A 19,149-nucleotide genomic window follows, 5' to 3' on the forward strand; every position below is an offset into this window, starting at 1 on the left:
ACGCTGCGTGCGATCGACGGTCGGTCACTCGACTTCGTCACGGCACACAAGGGCGACGGCCCGGTCATGCTCAACGCGGGCAGTCCTGGCGAGGTTTACCTCGCCGAGGCCGGCTGCGCCTTCAGGGTCTCCGTCCAGTCCTGAGAGCAGCTGGTTCACTCGGTTCGCGCGTAGGTCACGACCGGCAGTGCGTACCAACGCCGGTGCCTGCCCGGGGGTGCTGCCCGGGGGCGCCTGCCCGGGGGTGCCTGTCTGTGACGGAGGTGCCTGCCCAATAGGTGACACAGGCGGGTGCCTTCCGGGCGAAGGGGTCATTCTGGACCGACCCGGCTCAGGTCATGTCGACCTCTGCTCGAGACGTGTCGACCTTGTGTGGTGGAAGGCAGGACGAGAAAACATGACCAGGCAGCAGCGGACACCCATGGTCAGGGGCGGGATCGCCCTCGTGCTCACCGCGAGCGTGTTGACCGGTCTGACGGCCTGCGGCTCCAAGAACGATGCGGACAAGTTCGCCGAGAAGCTGCGCACGAAAGGTTACGGCAAGGTCCACGTGTCCGCGGACATCGAGCGCAAGGGTGGGAAGAAGCGCACCGTCGCCTACGACGCGCACGTCCTGGTGAACACCGACGCCGACCCGCAGACCTGCGACGTCGAACTCGAGAACGACGTGCGCTCCTCGGGCCGCGGTCTCGTCGACTACTTCGACGTCGACGAGGTCCGCGACGCCCGCGGCTCCGGGCACGAGGTCGAGGACGACCGCACCTGGCCGGACAACCCGACCCTCACACAGCTGCGGGCCGAACTCGTCGAGCACTCCATCGACTGCTGACGTCCGACCGGACTCGTCCACCCCCGCCGCTGCCGAGCAATTTTGGCTACTACAGCCCGTCGCAGATTCCCGAGCCTCGGGCTTCCGTCGATGCCGCTGCTCCCGAGCAAGAAATGAGGCTTTTGGCTGCGGCGGCAACCGTAATCCTCACTTTTTGCGGATTGCCAAGCGACTCCCCTGTCCTGGTTGTCCCTATTGGCGTGAATTGCCGGCGTACTTGCTCCCGCGATAGTCGACCTGCTCGCGTACGTCGCCTACCCGCGGGAGACCTGAGCGAAAGATCTCGTCGTCGAACCCCAGCAGTGACTGAACAGGGAGATCCGGCGCAGAGGTCAGGTTCTCGGCATGTGGAGCGGGACGGTCGCGGATCAATCGCCGATGGGTCTGGCCCGATCGGTTCGTGAGCCCGGCCTGATCAGTGGCGCGGGAGCTTCAGCAGCCGAAAGGCGCCGCCCGGAAGCCGGACCGCGGCAACCGCACGCCCGTCGGCAGCACGCCCGGCTCGGACGGCGAACGGACGTCCCGGCAGGGTGTGCGCCAGGAGTTCGGCCACGGCCGCGATGTCGAGCGTGGCGCGGGCGGCCTCGGCGAAGGCACGCCCGTCGGCGACCGGGCCGTGCGGTGGCGTGCCGGCCGCGTAGCGGGCGAACCGGTCAGCGAAGCCGGGCATTCGGGCCAGCGCCGGCCACACGGCCGCGACCTCGCGTGCCCGCTTGTCCAGCAGGGCCGCTCGAGTGGCCGCGAGGCGGGCCGGATCGAACGCGGCCGGGTCAGGCCCGCCGGCGACCAGCCCTCGCACCAGATCAGCCTGCTCAGCCGCCAGGTCCCGCTGTTCGGCCGCCGGATCCGGTTGTTCGGCGGCCAGATCCAACTGTTGGGCCGCGTTCGCACCGCCGGCCGGCTTCGCGGCTTGGCGCGAGTCGGGGAACGGCGGCCCGGGCCGGGCCGAGGGCGCGGGTGCGGGCGTGGACGCGACTGACAGCACGCCCGCGACGGCGTCGAGCTCTGCGTTCATCCCGGCGGCACTGGGATAGTCGCCGTCGCGTTCCAGCATCACCGGGAGGCGGTGCGGGCATCGGCGGACAGCCTCGGCCAGCAGGTCCAGCACCGCCGGCGGCACGGGGTGGCGGTGGGTGTCGTGGTAGCGGCCGTCGTGTTCGACCCCGCCGGCCACGTGCACATAGGCGATCCGCTCCCAGGGGAGCCGGTCGAGGAACCGGGCCGGGTCGAGCCCGTGGTTGTGCCGGTCGGCGTGGAGATTGGCCACGTCCAGGACCAGCAGCGCGTCGGTTCGCTCGGCCAGCTCGGTCAGGAAGTCCGCCGGATGCAGATCGTCCGCCGGCCACCGCAGCAGGGACGCCGGATGTTCCAGCGCCAGCGGCACACCCAGCTCGGCGGTGACCGCCCGGACGTTGCCCACCACCACGCCGAGCGCCTGCCGGGTCAGTGGCACCGGCAGCAGATGGCCCGCCTCGAGGCCGCCGGCGCGGACCATCGCGACATGCTCGCTCACCAGCGGCGCCTGGCACCGCTGGACCACCGCGGCAAGGCGTGCGACGCGAGCCGGCTGCGGACGCTCCGTGCTTCCCAGGGACAGCCGTATCCCGTGCGGGACGATCGGGACGCCCCGCTCGGCAAGGCCGGCGAGTGAAGGCGGCAGCGGCGCCCGGGGGTCCACGGCCTCGGCGATGACCTCGACGAAGGTCAGGTCGGCGCGCTGCGCGAGCACGTTCGCCAGCGGCGGGCGCCACCCGGCACCCAGACCCGGGATCAGCCCGGACAGCTGTCGTCTCCCGCCGTCGTCACCCACCGCGGGTGTCTTCATCTGCCGCGGGTGTCGTCATCCACCGGTTGTCATCCACCGCATCCGCCACCCCCACCGCAGCCGCCACCTCCACTGTCCCCGCCGCCACCCCCACCGCAGCCGCCACCGCCGCTGTCGCCACCGCCGCTCGACGGCCGGTTGAACCCCAGCCACCCGGCGAGGGTTGCATCGGCGGCCCACAGGGCGGCCGGCCCGAACAGCGACAACGCCAGCGCGCGCTCGCCCTGCAGGCCACCCGAACGAAGACCGGCGAAGTCCGCCCGAGCCCGGCTCACCACACGACGGCCGGTCGAGGTGAGTATCGGGTCCTGCCAGGGAGTGGCGACCACGATCATCACCAGCGCGGTGGCCAGCAGTTCGAGCAGCAGGAGGCCGACCGGTCGGTGCCGGGACGCGCCGAACACCAGCCGGATCAGACCGAGCGCCAGCAGAGGGAGGAAGTACCTGGTCAGCGACCGGATCGCTCGCGCCTGCTCCGGTGCGGCAACGAAACCGAACCCGACCAGATGATGGTGCACAGCCATGACCCGAGCGTCCCCGCCGAGACGACGCACCAGATCGGCAGGCCGTGCCGTGCCCATCGCGCCGACGAGGTCGAACACCATCTGCTCGAACGGGCCCACCATGCCCGGCGCTGGGGACTGCGCGACCCGCACTTGCCCGTGCGACGGGGCCGGCCCCAGGAAACCCTGTTCGCACAGTGAGACGACGGCGACGTCCACCGCCCGTTTCAGTCCACCGGTCAGATAGGCGTAGTCCCCGCGCAGCTGACTGTTCGAGTGAACCGGAAAATCAGCGGCGCGGTTCAGCAGCCGCTGCCGCATGAGAAACACAAGACCGGAGACTCCCACCAACGCCCAGCCGTAAATGGAGAGGAAGGTCGGGCCGCTGATCCCCCAGGTATCGCCCTGTGCCGCGAGTACCTCGACTCCGCTGGCTGCCACGCAACGATCGTGCGGCAGCGCGCCGGGTGGCGTCCAGGAAACCCGGCCCGCGCACCCAGTCGGATCGACGACTCGGGCTGCCGGTGCCTGTGTGGCCGGGCTGGTCAGAAGGCGAGGGTGCGTCCTTCGGGGGCGGTGGTGTAGGCGACGCCGTCGACCTTCAGCCCGTCCGCGTTGAGCAGGGTGATGGTGCCGCCGCTGTTGCCGAGCGCGACCGGTGCTGGGACGGGGATTCGCGCCGCGTCGCCGGCGGGAAGCACCGGGCCGGTCAGACGGGCGCGGTGGCTGGCGCGGTCGAGCAGGGACCAGCCGGCCAGATCGACCGGTTCGGCGGTGGTGTTGAGCAGCGTGACGGTTTCGGCCTCCGGGGCGGGACCGAGCGGGTTGACCAGCGCGGCGATGATGCGGATCTGCCGGTCGGGCTCGCCGGGGGCGGGGTGGCCGGCCGGGCCCGCGGGCGGAACGCCGACCAGGGTGTGGCCGGTGCTGTCGTCGGTGTGCCACATCTGGTTCTGGAACGCGAGGAAGATCGCGACCCATCGGTCGGCGAACGCGAGCAGGAGCCCGCCGTCCTGCCAGACACCGTCATCCCGGATGAACTGGCGGCTGTTGCCCTGGTTCATGTGGATGTCGTGGACGCCGTTCCCGGGGAGAAATCCGAAGATCTTGTCGGGGGTGGTGGCTTCCGGGCCCCAACGCTGCCCGAAGGCGTACAGCCGGGCGGTCGAATCGGCCTCGGCGCGTTGGACGTAGTGGTCGAGCTTGTCCGCCAGATCGTTGTCGGGGCCGGGCTTGTCCGACGGCAGTGTTCGCAGGCTGGTGCGGTCGAACAGGTTGCCGCGAATGAAATCCAGCGCGAGCCCACCCGGTGTGCTGTCCAGCGTGGTGAATCCGTCGGGCAGGGCGGCCAGCCCGGGCAGGATCGGATGGGTGAAGTCCTCGGAGGCGGTGTAGAGAAGCTCCGCGGGGGCCTGGGAGGACAGCACGTTGACCGCCACCCGGAACATTGTTCCGGCCGCATCCACCTCGATCTGGTAATGCGGGCTGTCCGCGCCGCCCTCTCGGCGGTGGTCACGTACCTGGCCGGCGAGAACTCCGTAGGATTTCAACGGCATGACAACCTCCACCTGACTTTCCCCGTGGTTGCAACGCTCACGCGGAGCGTAGCAGCAAGGAGAGAGGTCGCGGCGCAACGGTGCCGCGCCGCTGATTCCGGCGACTGCTCTACCTTCGCGCCCTGCGGTCACGGGTATCACCGGCGAAAACCCATCAAAAGCAAGGGGAAGGGAAGCGTGTTTCATCGGCGAATGGAACGGCAGGTGAATGTTCGTGTTTGGTAGATGTGGGAGATCCTGCCCAGCGCGAGCAGATCTGGTCGGTCATGCGCGCAGTCGGGTTCGGAGGACGTCCAGCTCGGGGTCGGTGATGCCGTGGGCGGCCGCCCAGCCGGTGGCGCCGCCCCACTTGTCGTCGAGCCGCTCGAAGAACGTCCACATGGTCTCCGGGCGGCAGCTGATGTCCCGCCTGGCCGGCCGGCTGCCGTAGGTGGGCAGTGAGGCGAGCCGCTCCGCGATCCGCGGCAGCCGCTCGTTGGTGAGGACGTAGTCGTCGACGATCGCCGACCGCTCCACCCCCGCGATGTCGAGGACGAGCGCGGCGAGCACCCCGGTACGGTCCTTGCCGGCTGCGCAGTGGAACAGCGCCGGCAGCTCCGCCGGCCGGGTGAGCAGCCGGACGGCGTCCGGCGCCTCGCTGCCCGGACGGAGCAGGTAGTCGAGGTAGTGGTCGGCGACCTCCTGCTTCGACCGGCGCTCGACGATTACCTTGTGCTCCGGGTCGCCGGGAACCAGGTAGGAGTCCGGCACGAACGCCAGGTTGTGGTAAAGCACGTCGGTCTCGGCGAGCAGGCCGCGGCCTTCCGCCGCCGCCTCCCTCGGGGTGCGCAGGTCCAGCACGGCGCGCAGCCCGAGCCCGTCGACCAGCCGCTGGATGTCGTCCAGGCTGAGCAGTTGCACGGTGTCGGTCCGGAACAGGACACCGCGGGCGGTCCGGCCGCCGCCCGCCAGCGGCAGCCCGCCGAGGTCCCGCGCGTTCACACATCCGTCGAGCTGGATCCAGCGATCGGTCACGAGCCCATTCTGCCTCGGCGCTCGGCGCGACCCGAGCGAATCTGGAACCGGCATTCCGCACCGGCCGGACGTCGCGACTCGGAGTGGCGGGTGAACGCAACTCGGCCGGTGATCGATTCGTCCACCGGCCGAGCGCGGCGTTTGCGCTGCCCCGTGCGCGCTACCCGTGCGCGCTACCCGTGCGGGCTCCGCGGGTTTGTCATTCGTCCTGTCAGGGCTTCGGGGCCAGTGCGGGCGTTGGGGTCGGTACCGGGGTCGGGGTCGGGGTTGGAGTGGGGTCTGGGGTCAGCGGGACGGTCGAGATCGCAACCGCCGCCGGAGTCACGGCCGGAGTTACAGCCGAAGCGGCAGCCGGCGCGGCGGCCGCAGCCGGAGCCGAGATGCCGGAGGGCGTCCAGGTGATCGTGACCGCACCGTTGCCGTCGTTGACCGTGCCTGAGTTGACGCCGGTGGTCAGGACGGCGTTCACGACGTCCGGCGCGGCGAACGAGCTGCCGCCACCGCCGCCCCCGCCGGCGCCACCACCGCCGCCGAAGGCGCCGCCGCCACCGCTGCCGCCGCCACCACCGAAGTAACCGCCGCCTCCGCCGCCGCCCGCGCCACCGCCGGAAGTGGTGGCGGCCGGGTTCTGGCAGGGCGGGACGTACACCCCGTTACAGGGCAGGTTGCCGGCCCCGCCGGTCCCGCCGGCCCCGGAAGCGGCGTCAGCGCCGTCCCCTGCGCAGCGCGGATCGGTCAGCGGGTCGCTGGGCGGGGGACTCCCAGCGCCGTGCCGGCAGGCGTTCAGCCCTCCGGTGCCGCCGGCCGTCTGGGTGCCGCCCTTGCCGGAGAATCCGGCATTGCCACCGTCCACGGTCGTCCCGCCGTCGGCACCGGTGTCACCACCACCGGAACCGCCGGCTCCGCCGAGCGCGTTGCCCTGGCCTCCGGTGCCGCCTCCGCCGCCGCCGCCCGCGCCGACCAGCATCCGGGTGGACAGGTCACAGGTCAGTCCGGCACATCCCGCCGCGGCCAGACGGACGTCCGAGGAGCCGCCGCCGCCGGAACCGTTACCGCCGTTGAAGGCTGTTCCGCCGTTCGCGCCGGAGCCATCGCCAGGCCCGCCCGGCACGCCGCCGGTGGACCCACCGAACCCGCCGAGTGCGCCGGACCCGCCGGACGGGCCGTTGCTCATCCCGCCCGAGCGTGAGGCACCGGTGCCGTTGGCGCCTTTACCCGCCACGTCCACCTGCAGGACCTGGCCGCTCGTGAGACCCGTCAGTGTCCCGGATGCCTGGCCACCGCTTCCGCCGGGACGTCCGGTGATGTCCCCGGCCGGGGACGGGTGCGCCGCGTCACCGGCGATGAAGTAGTGCCCGCCCTGGGCGCCGGTGACGACGACCTCGACCGAGCCCACTCCCGCGGGAACCCTGAAGGTGTCCGATCCGACGGAGTGATACGTGCAGGTCAGGGTCGTTGTCCCGGACAGCGCACCGGTGCTCCCACACACCGGCGCCGGGGTGATCGCGATCCCCACCGGTCGGTCACCCACGGGGATGGGGGTGCCGGGTGCCTTGGTGGCCAGATCGATCGGCGTCACCGTGTCGCTGTCGCGGTTGACCGCGTAGGCGGCTACTCCGTCCGGCGTGATCGCGATCGCGAACGGCAGGGTTCCTCCGGTGGTGATGGTGGCACCGGGGGTGTTGGTGGCCACGTCGATCGGCGTCACCACGTTTTCGCGCTCATTGGTGACGTACACGGTTTTTCCATCGGGCGTGATCGCGATTCCGACCGGGCGGTCGCTGACCTGGATGGGTGTACCGGGGGTGTTGGAAGCCACATCGATCGGTGTCACGGTGGCGCTCTCGGCATTGGCGTTGTCGGTGACGTACGCGGTTCTGCCGTCCGGCGTGATCGCAATTCCCTGCGGGTTGTTCCCGGCGGGGATCGGGTTGCCGGTGGTGTTGGTGGCCACGTCGATCGGCGTCACTGTGCCGCTTGCGGAGTTGGTGACGTAGGCGGTCCGGCCGTCGGGCGTGACCGCGACGCTGTGCGCGTTGTCCCCGACCGGGATGTTGGCACCGGGGGTATTGGTGGCCACGTCGATCGGCGTCACGTCATCGCTGGCGTTGTTCACCACGTATGCGGTCCTGCCGTCGGGAGTCACCGCTATCCCGAACGGGGACTCGCCGACCGGGATCGGCGTACCAGTGGTGTTCGTGACCGTATTGATCGGTGTCACCGTGTTGTCGGCCCGGTTCGCCACATAGACGGTCTTGCCGTCAGGTGTGACCGTAAGTCCTCTGGGAGTCGCGCCGACCGGGATCGGGGTACCGGCAGTATTGGTGGTCACGTCGATCGGGGTCACCGTGTTACCGAAATTGTTGATCACGTAGGCGGTGGCCGCCGCCGCCTTCTGGCCAGGCCCCTGTGTCGGTTCCGTTGTCGGCGTCGTCGTCGGTTCCGTCGTCGGTGTGGTCGTCGGTCCCGGGCTCGTTGTCGGCTCCGGGCTTGTTGTCGGTTCCGGGCTTGTTGTCGGTTCCGGCTCAGCCGGGTGAGTGGGCTTGGGCTCGTTGGAGCTACCCCACGTGATGATCACCTGGCCGTTTCCGTTGTTGACGGTTCCGGTGTTGACGCCAGCGGTCAGGAGGACAGAGCTTATGTTCGCGTTGGACGCGACGAAGGAGCTTCCCCCGCCCCCACCGGCGCCCGCTCCACCGCCGCCGATCGAGAGGCCGCCACCTCCCGAGCCGCCACCGCCGCCGAAGTAGCCGCCACCACCGCCGCCGCCGGCGCCACCGCCTGAGGTCGGATCATCTGGGTTTCGGCAGGGCGGGTTGTGCACACCCAGGCAGGGCTGGTTACCCACGCCCCCGACGCCGCCCGAGCCAGCGCTACCGGCGCTACCATCACCGCCGAAGCGCGGATCGTCGGGCTCGGGGGCAGGCGGAGTCGCGTGCCGCCCGGCGTTGAGGCCCGCGGCCCCACCCGCGGTCTGGGTTCCGCCGCCCCCAGGAGCCCCCGGATGCCCACCATCGACGATGGCACCACCAGCAGCGCCGGCGTCACCGCCACCGGCACCGCCGGCCCCGCCGAGCGCATAGCCTTGGCCCCCGGTGCCGCCACCGCCGCCGCCGCCCGCACCGACCAGCGCTCGAGCCGACAGGCCGCACGTCAACCTTGCGCAGCCCCCAGTAGCGACCCGTACATCCGAGGAGCCGCCGCCGCCGGCACCGTTGCCACCGTTGTTGCTCGATGTGCCGCCATCAGCGCCGCCGGCGTCACCCTTACCGCCCACGACACCACCGGTGGAGCCGCCGAACCCGCCCGCGGCGCCCTGCCCCCCGGAAGGCCCGTTGTTCTTCCCGCCAGACCGGCTTGCCGCAGTGCCGTCAGTACCCTTGCCGGCGACATCGACCTGCAGCACATGGCCTGCGGGTAGACCCGCTATTACGCCGTACGCACGGCCGCCGCCCCCACCCGGACGTCCGGTGATGTCGCCCGTCAGCGAGCCACCGTGAATGTCGTCACCGGCGATATAGTAATGACCACCCTGAGCGCCGACAACCGTGATCTCGACCCATTTTGTGCCGCTGGGAACGGTGAAGGTGTCTGAACCGACGGTGCTGTAGGTGCATGTCTTCTTGTTGAGGGCACCCGAGCTCCCGCAGGCTTTTTTCGGAGAGCCACCCGCCGGAAGCTCCGGCACGCAGCTGGTCAGCGTCATACTCAGCAAAACACCTAGCACCGAAACAGACCACGCGAATACGCGACGATTACGTATGACGATCATCCCCCTCTGGTAAAACATTCATGAACCATGAGAACTCGCCGGACCGGCCTCGCCGTCCCACCGCGACGCCGGGCCGCCACCGCCACCGCCACCGCCACCGCGAACGCGGCAGCGCTCCGTCACTGCCGACACTGCCCCCTGGTGTGGTGCCGGCAGTGAGGTCGTAGAAGCCGTGGGGCACCGCGATCGCCGCGCTCCTCGGTGAGAAGGCGTGCGCCGGGAACGGCGCCGGCTGTCCCGTGCGGTGCCATTGCCGGCCACCGGCCGCGTATCGCCGGGCCCTTTTCTTCGTCACGTCACGCGGCGAAGGTCCGGGCGGGCCGTGCTCGGTGCCGTGCCCGTCCGGGGTCCGAGGCTGAAGGGTTTTCAGACGCCGTCGTCGGCGCACAGCGCCCAGACGTCGGAATAGGTGCTCGGTGAGCTTGAGCCCCCGGTATGGGTGAAGGCTGTCCAGTACGCCGCCGTGGTGGTCCCGTCGCTGACCGGGTTGCCGCTCGAATCGCTGGGGAAGCTTCCGTTGAGGTGGTCGCCGCCCGAGCCCGGTCCGGTGAAGTTGGTCGTGGTAACGCTGCCTCCGCTGATGGCGGCGCCCCCACTGATCAGTTTCCCGTCCCCGCCGGAGCAGCCGATGGTCGCCTTCTGGCTGGTGCTCGCCGTGGTCGGACCGCTCGCCTCGCTGAAGCGGACCTTCACGGTGACGCCGCTGACGTTGATGTTGTTTCCGCTGCAGATCGCGTAGGCATAGGTGTAGTTGGTGCTGTTGGTGCCGTTGGCCCACCCGACAGCGGTCCAGGAGTCGGGGTTGGTCTCGCCGTCGGCCGCGGCTTTCTGCCCGTAGTTATGGGCGGAGTTGTTGAAGGTGGGGAAGCTGGCGATCGGCTTGAAGTCGCCGACACTGGCCGGGGTGGCGCGTGCCCCGCCGCCGAGCAGGACCGTGTTCGCCGGGCAGGTCGCGGTGACCAGGCCCACCGTCGTCGCGGTGGTGGGTGCGTTGGTCTTGTTCATGACGACCTGGGTGTGGTTGATCAGGTTGCTGCTGAAACACAGTGCGAAGGGGGTGCTGGAGAAGCCGCTGTCGACCTGGCCGCCGCTACCGCCGATCCCGAGCCAGTGCGTCACATCGGTACCGACGACCCCGGTGGAACCGGTGTATTCGGTGGTGCCGTCGGAGCTGGGCGAGGTGCCCATCACATGGTTGCCGTTGCCGGAGCCGGTAGCCTGGCTGATCCCGCCGCCGGAGATCAGGCCGCTGCTGCAGTCCGCGTGGGTGGAGATCTCGGAGTTGGCACTCGCGGGACCGCTGGTAGCCCCGGGTGTCTTCACCGTGACGCCCACCGTGTTGGCGTGTGCCGCGCCCGGGAAGGCCACCGCCAGCGCGGTGCCCAGAACCAGTGCTGTTGCCGTTGTGTGCTTACGCACGGACAGATGTGATCTCACGTTGACCTTCGCGTCAGGGGTGCGCGATGCGAGCAGATGTGCCCGTCCACACCGGGGGTGACAGCTTCTGCGCAGGTGGAGCGCAGGGCGTGCGACGCTGCACGGGATCCGCAGATACGGAGCCATCGGCGACTATAGGCCGAATTTACGGAGGCTTGTGGCAGTTGCGGCGACTTGAAGCAAGGAGGTCGCGAGACGCCGATCGATTGCCCCGAGTTGTCCGTTTTGCGTAGGCTCTTTGAGCGTAAGACCAGAAGATCTTCTTCCGGCGCCGCCCGCCGGACGGACGTCACCCGCAATCAGGTCGAGTCACTGACTGGGGCCAAGCCCCTCCCGGACGGCGGCTCGGACGAGGCGGACGAGCCAGGTGGCGGCGTTCGTGGCGCGGTCGGCGTCGAAGTGCCACACCGTGGTCAGCCGCTCGAAGGAGGGCACGCTCCACAACACGTCCAACATCGCCGCGGCGGTCTCGCGATCCTCGTCCGACCAGCCGTCCGCGGACTCGGTCACCGCGGCGATCAGCGCCGCTCGTCGGCGTTCGTCGGCCGCCGCGAAGGTGGGATCGTCCTGTGCCGGCGGACTGATCGGGAAGGACGCCAGATAGGTGAACATACGCCGGATCAGGTCGTCGAACGTATCGAGCTGAAGGTCGTCCAGCTCGATGTCTGCCTCCTCCTCCAGGCGGCGCATCACCGCCTCATGGAGCCGCCGGTCGGTGGCGAAGTGCCGGTAGACGGTGGTCTCGCTGACCCCGGCGCGACGCGCGACCGCCCGCACCGTCAGGTCGCGCCAGTCCCAGCTGGCGAAGCCGTGGACCATCTCGGCGCCGGCCGCGACGATGCGATCACGGGTCTGGGCCGCCTGCTGGCGACGTGTCGGGCTCTCGTACGGGCGGCGCTTCGGCGGGGGCGCGTCCGCTTCTTCCGCCGTGCCCGACTCGCCGCTCTCGAGGTCACCCACAGGTGCTGACCGCGCGGCCGTCCGACATCGTCACCCATCCTTGCGCACACGAGTTGCGAGGGGCCGGCGCCGCTGGTTGGCTGACCGCCGCTCCCGAACGCGACTCTAGTTGCCTCGTAAGGTGCCGCGCCGGGCCCGTGCCGCGCGGTGCGGTGGGGTGGGCCGTAATTCGCGTGTGACGTCTAACGCGAAATTACGCTATGCTGCGTCCGCCGACGATCAGGCTCGCTTTCCCGCCCCGGCTGTGCGACCTGCGACTTGCGACCTGCGACCGGATCGACGGTCCGAGCCGCCCGGACGGTTCCGCCGTCGCCGGCCGTGGCCTCCAGACCCTGCCTCGCGGCGCCACGGGACGACACGACCGGATGTCCACACGAAAGGGGACCGAGATGGGAAGCGCGCCTCCGGCCATACGCATACCGGCAGACTGGGACGACGTCACCGCGGAGTGGATGACCGCGGCCCTGGCCGCCGCCTTTCCCGGCGTGAAGGTCCGTACGGCGGACCTCGTGCTGCGGGACGACGGCACCAACCGGCGCGCGCGCTTCGCGCTCTCCTACATCGGGGAGCAAGGTCCGCCCGCTGTCTTCGTCAAGGCCGCCGACCCGGCTCACGCGAAGCTCAACGCAATGACAGGCGGATTGTTCAACGAGACCCGGCTGTTCAGCACCGGTGTGCAGCTACCGCTGGAGCACCCGGCCGCGTACTGCGCCCTCATGGACGAGCCGACACTCGACTTCGTTCTCGTCATGGAGGACGTCACCATCCGAGGCGCGGAACCTCGAGACGCGACCACACCCATGAATCCCGACCAGGCGGCCGACGCCGTCCGAAGCCTTGCCCGGCTGCACAGTGCCTTCTGGGGGCATCGCCTCAACCGGGAGGACCTTGCCTGGGTCCAGCCCTTCGCGGCGTGGAAGGGGATGCACGGTATCGAGACCGGCCTGCGCAGGGTCGCCGAGACCGTTCCACCGGCGGTCCGGTCCCTCACCGGCGAGCAGATCGAACAGATGTGGGTCACCTATGTGGGCACCCTGACCGACGGACCCCAGACCCTGCTGCACGGCGATGCCCACATCGGCAACACCTACACCCTTCCCGGAAACCGGGCGGGTTTCCTCGACTGGCAGGTGCTGCGCCGCGGAAATCACGTCATCGACCTGGGCTATTTCGTGCAGAGCGCACTCACCGTCGACGACCGCCGGGCGTGCGAGAGCGACCTGATCGACGAATACCACCGTGCCCTGGACCTGCCCGCCGAGGAACGGCCGACCCGCGACGGCATCTGGCTCCGCTACCGGGCCTCGGTGGCACACGGCCTCGCCATCTGGATGGCCACCGCCTCCGCCGACGGATGGCAACGACCAGAGGTGTCCATTCCGCTCGCGCAACGCTACGCAGCCGCGTACGTCGACCTCGACACCGCCGGCGCCCTCGACGCGCTCGCCTAGCCCGCGGGGCGATCTCCGCGGGCGGCGGGGCGGCGCGGTCACCGGACATCCCGCCGGTGCCCCACCTCATATCGACCTGCTGAACGCCGGAATCCGACCATCGGGGACGGAGTAGTCATGTCACCCAGCACCCGCGTCGCCAGTGACGACGCCGGTGCCAACAGCGCCAACAGCGCCAACAGCGGCAAGTGCGCCAACAGCGCCGACGGTGCGGCCGGACGTCGCCGGGCGCGGGGATACGGCGCGGCGGTCGCGGTCGCAGCCATCGCCGCGCTTCACGGTGACCGGCCGCTCCGGCTCGGGCAGCGACACCGAGCCACCGACCGTGCCTGCGGCCCAGCTCGGCGAGACCGCGGCTGTCACCCCGACGTCCAGCGTCGAGGAGACGTCGGCGACGCCCACAGAAAGCGTCGCCGCGGCGCCGCCGACGGATGGCACCACCTCTGAGCCGCTCCGGCCGGTGGTGCCCGAAGCGGAGGTCGAAACCCAGATCGGCCCGGTGTACCGGGGATCAGGCAGCGGAGGGGCGTACACGGCAGACTGCCCCGGCGACCTTCCCAACCAGATGGACGCCGAAATGATCTGCCTCGCGACCCGCGCCGCGGACAAATCGACATTCAGTATTCACGTGTACGTGGCATCGATCAACGGCGACCGGACCGACCTGGGAGTCTGGTACTCCGACATGCCGCAGGAGCCCTCCGCCGGCAGGCCGGCAACCGCACCCTCGTGATCACACGGTACCGACGGTTTCGCCGCAGCTTTCCTGTGGGGCCGGGGGCTTTCATCCCACAGACGGATCTTTCCGTTGTCGCCAGTGCTTGCCAGAACGGCGCCCGTCGGTCTGAACGCGAGATTGATGATCCACCCGTCGTGACTACTGAATGTGGCCTGTCCGGCGGGATTTCGGGGGTCGCTGATATCCCAGAGTCGAACAGCCTTGTCGACGGCGGCGGCGAGTGTCCTGCTGTCAGGGCCGAACGCGACCGCCATGGCCCTGCCGTCCGTGGGAAGCGTCGCGGCCAGCCGCGCACGGCTGGGATCTGACACGTCCCACAGCGTTACGGCGTGCTCGCTGGGCTCGGCGACCGCAAGGAGGGCGTCATCCGAGCTGAACGTGATGTCGTGCGCGCCGTCAACCGGCTTGGTGACGACGGCGGCGGCAGTCGGCCGGCTCGGATCCGCGACGTTCCACAGTTCGACCGCCGCGGAGGATGCAACGGCCAGAGCCCGACCACTGTTACTGAACGTGATCTCCGTCGTGCTGCCACCATGTCTGGCGTCAAACGTTGCCAGTTGGACAGGCTTTGCCGGATCGGCCAGATCCCACAGCTGCACCGTATGGTCGTTCACAGCCTTGGCGAGAATCTTTCCATCAGCTCTGAGATCCATCCCCATCCCCATGGCTCCGCTGACATTGCGGGGAAGGGTCGCGGACTCGGTCAGAGTGGTGGAGTCGACCACATTCCAGATGGTGACCTCGCCGTCATAGTGCGAGGCGACCAGGATTCGATGATCCCTACTGAACGCGAGATCGTAGTACGAGTTCAGGTAGTCGACGACGACGGACGTCAGAAGCCGGGGATGTGCGGCCTCCTCGTCGAGCGCCCACAGCCGTACCGCGCCGTCCTGGCCGACGCTGGCGAGCAGGCGGCCATCGGAGCTGAACGCTACGGCCATGACAGAACCGTCGTGGGCGGCGATGGTGGCGACGGGGTGAGCTTTGTTGCCTTCGCGCCAGGTCAGCGTGATCGCTACTACGGCCAGTGGCACCAGGACGACCAACGCGCCGACGAGATCGGTCCAGGAGAACCGGCGATTCCGGCGACCGCCGACGGGGGCCGCGCCTACACGCACATGCGTCGGCCGTCCCGTTCCGCCCGCCGCCCGGCTCTGCGCCCGTCTCAGTACCAGCCAGGCGTAGAACAGCAACGCGTTGAACACGCCACAACACGCGAGGAAACAGACGCCCTCCACAGAGGCGGGGTCGAGGTCGAACGGAAAACCGAGAAAAAGCCAGGGAAGTGCGAACGGAATCTGCGTGGCGTTGTTCAGCCCGTCGAAGTCATCGTGCGCGAGCGAGTGGAGAGTGCCCTTCGCGGCGAGCCCGACGAGAACCAGGTGGGCCAATGCGACCAGCTCAGGGCCGGCGCAGGACCAGACGCGACGAACTCTCCCGCTTCGGGACATCACAGCGCCCCGGAGATCTGTGGGCTCGTCGTCCGCCGTCGGCGGCGAGGTGCGCATACGAGCCAGTCTTCCGGTCAGCCCCCGGGACGACCTGAGCGCGAATACTCAGGTTCGCCGCCTGGGACCGGCCCCGGATGGTGCCGATCGAGCTCCACCTCGCCGCCGGCCGGCAGTGGCTGCGCGCCGAATCCCGTCTATCGGACCCTCCCGCCGAGGGCCAGCAGCTGACTGAACCGGGTCGTGCGGCGCATCCCCTCTGGTCAGCTGGGGCGCACCTCGTCGATGCGGGCACGCAGATCCGCCGCGAGCACCGCCACATGCGGTTCGTTGAGCATCGAGTGGTGCTCGCCTGGCACGGAGACGACAGTCACGTCGCCGGTCAGGTGACGGGTCCACCCCTCCCGGGCGGGGTCGGCGTTGTCCTCGGCGAGGTAGACAACCGTCCTGCCGGGATAGGGACGCACCCGGTACGACCTGCTGACGATTCGTGCCTGGTCGAAGAACGCGTCGAAATGGGAAAGGCCCGGGTATCGGACGATGCCGGTCAGTGGCAGCCGGGCCGCCTTGCGCACCTTGGACCCACTCGGCAGCACGGGCCGCGAGGCCCACCGCCGCAGGCTGGTGACCTGCCATCCGGCATGGCTGCCAGCACCAGCGCCGCTGCCTGTACCGGTCTCACCGGCCACCGACCGCGCGGATGGAGGCAGCCTGCTGTCCAGCAGCGCCAGCAGGGCGACCTGTTCACCGGCGGCGGAGAGCAGCTGCGCCATTTCCAGCGCGACCAGGCCCCCGAAGGAGAATCCGGCGATGTGGTATGGCCCGGTGGGCTGGAGCACGCGGAGCATGGCCAGATGCCGCCGCGCGTGGCGCTCGATGCTCCAGTCCGGGAGCGCCCGGCGTTCCAGGCCCTGGGCCTGCAAGCCGTAGACCCGCAGGTCCGGGCCCAGCGAGCGGGCGAACGCGACGAAGTTGATCGCAAGGCCGCCGGCACCCGCCACGCAGAACAGTGGCGCGCCGGACCCTTCCGCGTTGAGGGGCACGCAGGTCGGATGGTTCGGGATGCCGCGATGCGCCGCCGCCACCCGGACGGCCAGCGTCGCGATCGTGGGCGCCTCCGCCAGAACCGAGGTCGGCAGCGTCACCCCCAACCGGGCCGCGATCTCGCTGAGCAGGTGCTGGGCCAGCAGAGAGTCGCCGCCGAGTTCGACGAAGTCGTCATCGACCCCGATGTCGTCGATCTTGAGAGTCTGCGCGAACAGGTCGCGCAGCGCATGCTCCCAGTGGCTACGTCCCGTCGGCGCGCGTCCGGGGGCACGCACCGGCGGCGGCGGCAGCGCCGCACGGTCGACCTTGCCACGCTCGTTGCGGGGCAGTTCGCGCAGCAGCACCACGGCGGAGGGAACCATGTAGGACGGGAGCTTCTCCCGCAGCAGCGCGCGGACCGCCACCGTCGCGGACTTGACGGTGCTGGTACACACCACGTATGCGATCAGCCGCGGCGGCTGGTCCTTCGGGCGCTCCGCTGTGACGACGGCCTCGACGACATCCGGTGAGGCCAGCAGCACCGCCTCGATCTCGGCGGGCTCGACCAGGTACCCACGGATCTTCACTGCCGCGTCAGCACGACCGAGCAGTTCGATGCACCCGTCCGGGCTCCGGCGTGCCAGGTCGCCGGAGCGATAGGTGACCAGCGACCCACCGGTGCCGGAACCAGCGCTCTCGCGGACCGGGCGGAAACGCTGCGCGGTCATCTCCGGCCCGTTCCAGTAGCCAGCGGAAAGATACTGTGACGTTACTGAAACCTCGCCGGCGACGCCGTCCGGCACCGCATTTCCTTGTTCGTCGACGATCTCGATGACCTTTCCGTCGACGGCCCATCCCACCGGCAAAGGTCCCGCCGGAATCCGCTCCCCGGAGCGGACGGGAAAGAATGCCAGCGATGCGGTCTCCGTCGAGCCGGACCAGTTATAGAACGTACACGGAGTGGGTAGAATTTCGCGTAACGCCGCGACGTCTCTGCCGTAGACCGCCTCGCCGGAGCTGGTCACCGCTCGCAGCTGCCCGAGCACGCACCCGGGTGGGGTGGCTGTGGTCAGGGCGCGGATGAGCGCCGGCGTCAGGTGCAGGGTGGTGATCCCGCGGTCGATGATCCAGGCGGGCAAGGCCGTGACCCCTCGCGCACGCGGGTCGAGCGTGTGCAGCGTGGCACCGCGCAGCAGCCCCCAGAACATGACCGTGATCCCCGCCGCGAAGGCGGTGGGCAGCACCAGCGCGATCTGGTCCGCCGGGCTGACGCCGACCTGGCTGATACCCGACGCCACCTCGTGGAGCACGGTGCGATGGCGCCAGACGACGCCTTTGGGTACGCCGGTGGAGCCGGAGCTGAACACCACGAAGGCCGGATCTTCGGGCCCGGCATGCTCCCACGGCAGCCGGCCGTCGGCCGCCGCACCTGGTGCGACCGGCCCGGCGTTCGGCTCCGCGACCGCTCCCCGCGCGTCGAGAAGCACGGTGCGCGTTGGTCCGGCGTCCACCAGCAGGTCACGGTGGTGGACGTCCGTCACACAGGTGGTCGCACCGGCCAGGTGCAGGACCTGCGCGAGGCGGGCGGGCGGGAGCATCGGGTCCAGCGGCACGAACGGCCGGCCGGCCTTGAGCGCGCCGAGCATGGCGATGATCGCGCAGGCGCCCTGCCCGAGCAGGATGCCGAGGTTCGCATCGAGATCATCTGCGGTGGCCAGTGCGCTGGCCAGCGCACTGGAACGCCGGTCCAGCTCCGCGTAACTCAGCACAAGATCTCCGTCGCGCACTGCAGGATTCGCGGCGCGCGCCGCAGCGATGCGGGAAAACTGGGCCATGATTGTCGGGTACGGCCACGCGGGATTTGTCGCAGGGACGATCAAGGGCTGTGTACCGACCATTTCGCGACTCCCGTCCCGCGCCGCTCACCGTTGTTCGGAGAACGGCCGATCATACGATCTGGATAACTCCAAACCTGCTCACTCGTGCTATCGGCAGCCCACGCCTGAATATTCGCGTTGGCCACCCGGTAATGCGGGACCGGCCACCTGCGCACCCATCGCGGCCACGAGCCGATGACGTGCGGTTGCGTGTGTCGGTCACGTGGGTGGGTGACTGTCAGGCGGGCTGGTAGGGGCGTGTTGTGAGTAGGCCGAGTAGCTGTGCCGGGGTGTGGGTCACCCAGTCCGGGGCCGCTGCCAGGAGCTCGTCCTGGTCGGTCTCTCCCCACATCGCGGCGATGGCACGGACCCCGGCTGATCGGGCGCTGCGGATGTCGGTGACCGCGTCGCCGACCATCACGGCCTGGTCCGGTGCGGCGTCGAGTGCGTCGAGGGCGCGGTGGACGATGTCGGGTGCCGGTTTGGGGTGGGTGACCTCGTCGGAACCGATGACCCGTACGAAGCAGTCACCGATACCGAGCTGGGTCAGCAGGTCACGGGCCCGTGGGCCGCTTTTACCCGTCGCGACGGCGAGGCGTGTCCCGCGGTCGAGCAGGCCGGTGAGCAGGTCACGGACGCCGTCGAAGAGCACGACCTGGGGGGAGAGCCGGTAGCTCTCCCGGACGAAGGGGCCTTCCATCTCCAACGGCAG

The 19,149-nt window shown here is 69.7% G+C and carries 13 protein-coding genes; 2 read left to right on the forward strand and 11 right to left on the reverse strand.

The genetic code is table 11. The features are described from left to right. Window positions 1-397: 397 nt before the first annotated feature. The gene (locus tag FREUN1FDRAFT_RS31650; RefSeq protein WP_006544411.1) at window positions 398-829 is read left to right on the forward strand and encodes a hypothetical protein; all 432 of its coding nucleotides are present in this window, start codon (window positions 398-400) and stop codon (window positions 827-829) included. Window positions 830-1,244: 415 nt separating this feature from the next. Here the strand turns inward: FREUN1FDRAFT_RS31650 and FREUN1FDRAFT_RS46985 are convergent, their stop codons facing one another. From FREUN1FDRAFT_RS46985 to FREUN1FDRAFT_RS31685, 7 genes are all read right to left on the reverse strand, one after another. After that, window positions 1,245-2,654 (reverse strand): DUF692 family multinuclear iron-containing protein, encoded by a 1,410-nt coding sequence (locus FREUN1FDRAFT_RS46985; protein WP_006544412.1) that lies wholly within the window; start codon window positions 2,652-2,654, stop codon window positions 1,245-1,247. A 29-nt stretch (window positions 2,655-2,683) separates the two neighbouring features. Beyond that, complete coding sequence (locus FREUN1FDRAFT_RS31660; RefSeq protein ID WP_006544413.1) at window positions 2,684-3,598, reverse strand: TIGR04222 domain-containing membrane protein; 915 nt, start codon at window positions 3,596-3,598, stop codon at window positions 2,684-2,686. Window positions 3,599-3,702: 104 nt separating this feature from the next. Then, entirely contained in the window at window positions 3,703-4,713 is a 1,011-nt protein-coding gene (locus FREUN1FDRAFT_RS31665; protein ID WP_006544414.1) for a DUF2278 family protein, read from the reverse strand. Between the two features lie 264 nt (window positions 4,714-4,977). Further along, window positions 4,978-5,727, reverse strand: a complete 750-nt coding sequence (locus FREUN1FDRAFT_RS31670) for a tyrosine-protein phosphatase (protein ID WP_006544415.1) — start codon at window positions 5,725-5,727, stop codon at window positions 4,978-4,980. Between the two features lie 211 nt (window positions 5,728-5,938). Further along, entirely contained in the window at window positions 5,939-9,433 is a 3,495-nt protein-coding gene (locus FREUN1FDRAFT_RS47785) for a beta-propeller fold lactonase family protein (protein ID WP_304412160.1), read from the reverse strand. A 432-nt stretch (window positions 9,434-9,865) separates the two neighbouring features. Further along, entirely contained in the window at window positions 9,866-10,936 is a 1,071-nt protein-coding gene (locus FREUN1FDRAFT_RS31680) for a hypothetical protein (RefSeq protein ID WP_006544417.1), read from the reverse strand. A gap of 309 nt (window positions 10,937-11,245) precedes the next feature. Continuing rightward, on the reverse strand, window positions 11,246-11,896 hold the full coding sequence (locus FREUN1FDRAFT_RS31685) for a TetR/AcrR family transcriptional regulator (RefSeq protein ID WP_006544418.1): 651 nt from the start codon (window positions 11,894-11,896) through the stop codon (window positions 11,246-11,248). A gap of 389 nt (window positions 11,897-12,285) precedes the next feature. Here FREUN1FDRAFT_RS31685 and FREUN1FDRAFT_RS31690 point away from each other — a divergent pair, with 389 nt between their 5' ends. Continuing rightward, on the forward strand, window positions 12,286-13,347 hold the full coding sequence (locus tag FREUN1FDRAFT_RS31690; RefSeq protein ID WP_035955288.1) for a phosphotransferase: 1,062 nt from the start codon (window positions 12,286-12,288) through the stop codon (window positions 13,345-13,347). 120 nt (window positions 13,348-13,467) lie between these two features. Here the strand turns inward: FREUN1FDRAFT_RS31690 and FREUN1FDRAFT_RS31695 are convergent, their stop codons facing one another. From FREUN1FDRAFT_RS31695 to FREUN1FDRAFT_RS31710, 4 genes are all read right to left on the reverse strand, one after another. After that, complete coding sequence (locus FREUN1FDRAFT_RS31695) at window positions 13,468-13,788, reverse strand: hypothetical protein (protein WP_157475650.1); 321 nt, start codon at window positions 13,786-13,788, stop codon at window positions 13,468-13,470. Between the two features lie 183 nt (window positions 13,789-13,971). After that, entirely contained in the window at window positions 13,972-15,477 is a 1,506-nt protein-coding gene (locus FREUN1FDRAFT_RS31700; RefSeq protein ID WP_035955276.1) for a WD40 repeat domain-containing protein, read from the reverse strand. A 320-nt stretch (window positions 15,478-15,797) separates the two neighbouring features. Next, on the reverse strand, window positions 15,798-18,458 hold the full coding sequence (locus FREUN1FDRAFT_RS31705; protein ID WP_006544422.1) for an alpha/beta fold hydrolase: 2,661 nt from the start codon (window positions 18,456-18,458) through the stop codon (window positions 15,798-15,800). A 217-nt stretch (window positions 18,459-18,675) separates the two neighbouring features. Then, the coding region (locus FREUN1FDRAFT_RS31710) for an HAD-IA family hydrolase (protein ID WP_035955291.1) at window positions 18,676-19,149 on the reverse strand (474 nt) is incomplete at its 5' end.

The organism is Parafrankia sp. EUN1f (genome assembly GCF_000177675.1).
Taxonomy (GTDB): Bacteria; Actinomycetota; Actinomycetes; order Frankiales; family Frankiaceae; genus Parafrankia.

Excerpts from the sequence above, each read along its gene's own strand:
- FREUN1FDRAFT_RS31705 (WP_006544422.1), bottom strand. The coding sequence starts at position 18,458 with ATGGTCGGTACACAGCCCTTGATCGTCCCTGCGACAAATCCCGCGTGG.
- FREUN1FDRAFT_RS31650 (WP_006544411.1), top strand. The coding sequence starts at position 398 with ATGACCAGGCAGCAGCGGACACCCATGGTCAGGGGCGGGATCGCCCTC.
- FREUN1FDRAFT_RS31690 (WP_035955288.1), top strand. The coding sequence starts at position 12,286 with ATGGGAAGCGCGCCTCCGGCCATACGCATACCGGCAGACTGGGACGAC.
- FREUN1FDRAFT_RS31665 (WP_006544414.1), bottom strand. The coding sequence starts at position 4,713 with ATGCCGTTGAAATCCTACGGAGTTCTCGCCGGCCAGGTACGTGACCAC.
- FREUN1FDRAFT_RS46985 (WP_006544412.1), bottom strand. The coding sequence starts at position 2,654 with ATGAAGACACCCGCGGTGGGTGACGACGGCGGGAGACGACAGCTGTCC.
- FREUN1FDRAFT_RS47785 (WP_304412160.1), bottom strand. The coding sequence starts at position 9,433 with ATGACGCTGACCAGCTGCGTGCCGGAGCTTCCGGCGGGTGGCTCTCCG.